Genomic DNA, 5,443 nt, shown 5'->3' on the forward strand with positions numbered 1-5,443 from the left:
GATGTGGAAGCCAAAGGCGGCGATGTGACCATGGACGCCAAGACTGACCTGCACAACCAGGGCGTGGTGAAAGCCAGCCAGGATGTGGGACTGACTTCCGGTCAATCCATGGCCAACGAACAGGCAGTGACCGCTGGACGGAACCTGAAGATGAAAGCCAGCACGACGCTGACCAACGGCGGAGCACTGACGGCCACTGCAGGTTCTGTGAATCTGCAGTCTGGCGAAGCCATGAGCAATACCGGTGCAGTGACGGCCCAGCAGGATGTACGGATGACCTCCGTTGCCAGCAGCATCACCAATAACGGCGATGTGGAAGCCAAAGACGGTAACGTGACCATGGACGCCAAGACTGACCTGCGTAACCAGGGTGCCGTGACGGCCAGCCAGAGTGTGGGACTGAAATCCGGCGGCGGCATGGCCAACGATAAGGCCGTGACAGCAGGTACGTCTGTGACCATGAAATCCGATACCGGCAGCATCACCAACAAAGGGGATGTGGAAGCCAAAGGCGGCGATGTGACCATGGACGCAAAGACTGACCTGCACAACCAGGGCGTGATGAAAGCCAGCCAGGATGTGGGACTGACTTCCGGTCAATCCATGGCCAACGAACAGGCAGTGACCGCTGGACGGAATCTGAAGATGAAAGCCGGCATGATGCTGACCAACGGCGGCGACCTGACCGCTACCAACGGTTCCATCGAACTGACAGCCCAGAAGGGCCTCCGCCAGAACGGCAATGCCACGGCGGGCAGCAGCATCACCCTGGATAACCAGCAGGACGGCAATCTCGTCGTAACCGGGGATGTCCAGAGCGGTACGGCTGCAACCATCAAGAACCAGAATGGCGATGTGACCATCGACGGGCAGGTGGAAGCGAAGACCGGTGATGCCACCGTGAAGACGGGCAGCGGCAATGTGCTGGTGAAAGGGAAACTGGACGCCGGCAACGACGCCACCGCTCAGTCTGACAACGGCAGTGTAACCGTGGACAGCAATGTGCAGGCCGGGAACGACCTGATGGTTCGGGGCACCAACGGCAATGTGACGGTAAAAGGCCAGATGCAGGCGGGCAATGACCTGATGGCCGAGTCCACCGGCAGCGGCAGCGTGAAGGTGGACGGCAGCCTGACCGCAGGCCGGGATCTGCATACTTCCACCCAGCAGGGCAGCCTGGAACTGGGCGGCAATGTGCAGGCCGGCCGGGATCTCCAGGCCAGCACCCAGAACGGCGGCATCGTCTTCCAGGGCAATGTGGAATCCGGCCGGGATCTGACCGCTTCCGCCAGCCAGGGTGACATCACCTTTGACGGCAAGGTGGAGGCAGGCCGGAACCTGGATGCCCGGACCCGGCAGGAAGGTACCATTACCTTGCGGCAGGATGTGACCGGCGGTGGGGACCTCCGGTTCCGTTCGTAGTACGATTCGTATACGAACGGTCTTTTTTATTACTAAAATTCTGTCAGTCTATGTCACTCAAATCCGCACCACAGGCAGATTCTTTTTTATTTATCTGATTACATATCATTATATCACGGTTTGCAATAATGGAGACAAAAAACACGTCCTGACAAAGCTGATTGCCAGAACGCGTTTTAGCGATTCCGATTATTAATTTAGCGAGATAAATTGCGATTTATTCGGTTTATACCAGATTGTCAGATTGTCATTTAGTCAATTCAAAAAATATGAACCGGCAAAAATAAGTAATTTCAGGAATATCAGGACGCACGCCACGGAACCTTGCGGCATACATTTATATTATTTAAGACACCCGCGTAACGTAGCCACCATATCTGGAATATTGATGGGCTTGGCGATGTGACCGTTCATACCCACTTCCAATACATGCTGGATATCCTCTGCAAAAGCATTCGCCGTCATTGCAATAATGGGGATCCGGGACAGTTCCGGATCCGGCAGGGCGCGGATTGCTTTCGTGGACTCGTACCCGTTCATCACCGGCATCTGGATATCCATCAGCACGCCGTCGTAATACCCGGGGGCGGACGCCGCCACTTTGTCCAGGGCGATCTTGCCATCTTCCGCCGTTTCCACCTTGAAGCCCAGTTCCATCAAAATCATCTGGGCAATTTCCCGGTTGATAGCATTATCCTCCACTAGCAGGATGCGCATACCGGCAAACCCCGAATCCGTCTCAGCGGCGCCGCTTTCCTGGATTTCTCCCTCTTCCGGAAGTTCTTCCGCCAGAGGGAAAGTCAGGTGGATTACAAACTCCGTACCTTTATCCTTCTCCGTGATTACATTGATTTCGCCGCCCATCAGGTCCACGATGCTTTTGGTGATGGCCATGCCCAGACCTGTGCCCTGAATGCCGGCTACCTCCGCCGTGCGTTCTCGGGTGAACGCATCAAACATCGTGGCAGCGAATTCCGGGCTCATGCCGATGCCCGTGTCCTTCACGCGCAGCTGGTAATAGCCCATGTCTTCCCCGGCGCCTGTCTGTATCAGCTTCACGGATACGGAACCGCCCTCCGGCGTAAACTTGAACGCATTGCTCAGCAGGTTCAGCAGAATCCGGTTCAGACGGTTCTTATCGCAGATCGCCGTCCTGTTGGTCACATCCGCTGTTACCGTAAAGACCAGCTTCTTTGTCTTCATCTGGGTCGCGAACAGATCCCGCACCTCGTCCAGGGTCTTAACCAGATTGGCCGGGGCCAGTTCCAGCTCCATCTTGCCGCTTTCGACACGGCTCATATCCAGCACATCGTTAATCAGCGCCAGTAGGTGATGGCTGGAGGCATCGATTTTGTTCATGTAATCCGCGACCTTCTTCGGATCCTTTTCCTTTTTGGCCAGTGCGGTATAGCCCACGATAGCGTTCATAGGCGTGCGGATATCGTGGCTCATGTTGGAAAGGAAGTTGCTTTTGGCCCTACTGCTCAATTCCGCCAGCAGCTTTTCCTGCTCCGTCGTCTTTTCCCGGCGCAGGATGGTCCGGTAAACCAGGGTCATAATCGCCAGCACGATCAGAATCAGGATCAGCTGGATGCCTGTGTCCTTCAACAGTTCAGAGCGAATCAGTCCCATCTGGTTATTCAGAAAGTAAGAGGTAGAAAGGGTCTCATCTATTGTACGTGCTACGTGGTATTTCTTCATCAGCAACTCGTGATAGTCGTTGATCCTAATTACGGTGCTGGACGTCACGGTATGGAAGGCCTCCTGTACCCATACCATGGAAGTAATGATGATCAGGGCCGTCATCCACATCCAGCCGGTAGTGGTCTTGCCAAAGCGACCGTCCCTGTCGTTCTCCAAAAGATACAGGAAGAACAGGCAGCCTATGATACTCCAGAAGATGAAGATAACATAGGACTCCACTTCCAGCCCGGCGGTCACGTCTTCAATCGGCAGGAACAGGAACAGAGCGAAAAGTACGGCGCAGATACAGCCTAAAAAGCCAGTAACCGTAACAAACAGGTTTCCCTCTTTTCTTGCCTCCAGGAACGCCGTATAGGAAGTGAATCCGTACACCACAACGGCCCCTATGGTGGTCACGTCTACGATCCAGCCGATAGCCGTCCGGCCCAGGAAGGGCACGAAGACGGAAACCGCCATGATAAACAGGATGGCGTTCCGGGGAACCCGGTACTCGTTCAGTTCTCCGAACCAGTCCGGCAGCATTCTGTCCCTGGCCATGGCATACAGAAGACGGCTGGAAGCAATATAATTGCCAAGGATTCCGGTAAAAATCCCCCCCAGCACCGTCGCCCCGATGAGCTTAAAGCCGGCGTCCCCCATGGTTGCGTATGCCGCGTAAAACGTAGGCAGTCCTTTTATCCCATCCAGGAACGCAAGGTCTTTAATGTACATGACCCAGGTCACATACCAGCCTTCCGGCAGGACGGAAACCGCCATGAGGGAAAGGGTAATATAAGTGACGGCGGCCGTCACCACCGCCACCGCCAGAATCCCAAAGGATCTTTTCCTAGAAAAGGTAAACTCTTCCGCTGAGTGGGAAATGGATTCAAAGCCCACATAGGCCCAGGGAGCCAGCATGACGATTGCCATGGTCCCCATAAAGGGAGTTTTTCCCGGAGCGTACAGAGGATAATAATGGCTGACTTCCCCGCCGCTGTTTTTATACACAAGAAAGCCGCCCACCGCCACGCCAACGAACAGGACCAGCGCCAGCAGAATCTGAATCCGCTCTGCGAATCTGCCGCCCCGCATCGCGATCAGCGCGCAGAGGACAATGGCCGCCACCACTGCCAGGATTTCTCCCAAGTAAACATCGTAGCCGGCCATACTGTAATGGAAACCAAACTGCAGCGTATCGCCCATAAGCCGCCGGCCCAACAGCGCCAGCGCCGTAGCGTTGGCCCACAGCACGGAGATATAGGCTAGCACAAGGAACCAGGCGTTCAGAAAGCCCTGATCATACCCCAGCACATTTTTAGTAAAGGCAAAAGCGCCCCCAGCATCCGGGAACCGGTTCATCATAAAGTGATAGTTCACCCCGATCAGCAGCATGATCAACGCGCCCACGGCCATGCCGACGGAGGTTCCCAGAGGTCCTGCCTTGAGCAGGAACACATTGCCCGGCATAACGAAGGCGCCCCAGCCTACCGCGCAGCCGAAAGCCAGCGCCCAGGCTCCCAGCGGGGAAAGATACGGCGCAAGGCCTTCTTTCCGTTCTTTGAATGAACCAAACTCTTCCATAAACGTTATTCTCCTACTATTAGGTAATTTCATTTTGAAACAATGCTGATTTTATCTTTCGCAATAAAAAATATCAGGCAAAAGAATACTGCAATTCTTTTACCTGATCAATATCGCCTGTATATAGTTTTAACAGATGTTGCAACACTGAAACGACAACCACCACGCAAAGGAAAAGGGGTATAGTTATCCTGTTGATGTACTTTGCGCCACCAAGCGCAAAGCAACGTAATGCAGTGCCGCAATATGTCGCATAGCTCTGCTCTGCTCTGCTCTGCTCTGCTCTGCTCTGCTCTGCTCTGCTCTGCTCTGAAAAGAGTAGCCCAACATGACATTGGTTGTCAACCCCTTTTATCGAATTTTTTACACTATTCATGATATTTCTATATTATTATATTTTATCATTTTTATGTAAAAATACAAGTCAACTTTATCTTGAATTGAATTGCCGTACTAAAACAAAACAGCCATAGAAGTTTGTTGAAACTCCACGACTGTCGAATAGGTTACTGTAATAAACTGGGATTTACCATACAAAAAAACAGCCGTGGATGTTGAAGCTCCACGACTGTTGAATAGTGTACTGTGTTAAATTGGGGTTTACTTCACCAGCCACTACTTGGGTTTAACTCTTTCCTACAGACTTTTTATACAAAACAAAAAAGATCTTTTTGTTTCGCCCCTGCCGAGCAGTCTTCTAAAGAATTGTATAAAACGTAAAAGTATGTTTTCCCCGCTCTTTGGATTTATACATGGC

Annotated in this window: 3 protein-coding genes; 1 reads left to right on the top strand and 2 read right to left on the bottom strand. The window is 52.8% G+C overall.

Features of this window, described 5'->3' with window-relative positions:
* Positions 1-1,422: hypothetical protein (locus QZV31_RS12795; RefSeq protein WP_295361375.1), on the top strand; the 1,422-nt coding region annotated here is incomplete at its 5' end.
* A gap of 342 nt (positions 1,423-1,764) precedes the next feature.
* Here the strand turns inward: QZV31_RS12795 and QZV31_RS12800 are convergent.
* Together QZV31_RS12800 and QZV31_RS12805 are read right to left on the bottom strand one after the other, a co-directional pair.
* Positions 1,765-4,686, bottom strand: a complete 2,922-nt coding sequence (locus QZV31_RS12800) for an amino acid permease (protein WP_295361377.1) — start codon at positions 4,684-4,686, stop codon at positions 1,765-1,767.
* Positions 4,687-4,759: 73 nt separating this feature from the next.
* A complete protein-coding gene (locus tag QZV31_RS12805; protein WP_295361379.1) occupies positions 4,760-5,062 on the bottom strand; it encodes a hypothetical protein in 303 nt (100 codons plus the stop codon).
* Positions 5,063-5,443: the final 381 nt, after the last annotated feature.

It is taken from the genome of uncultured Succiniclasticum sp., assembly GCF_902793885.1.
Taxonomy (GTDB): domain Bacteria; phylum Bacillota; class Negativicutes; order Acidaminococcales; family Acidaminococcaceae; genus Succiniclasticum.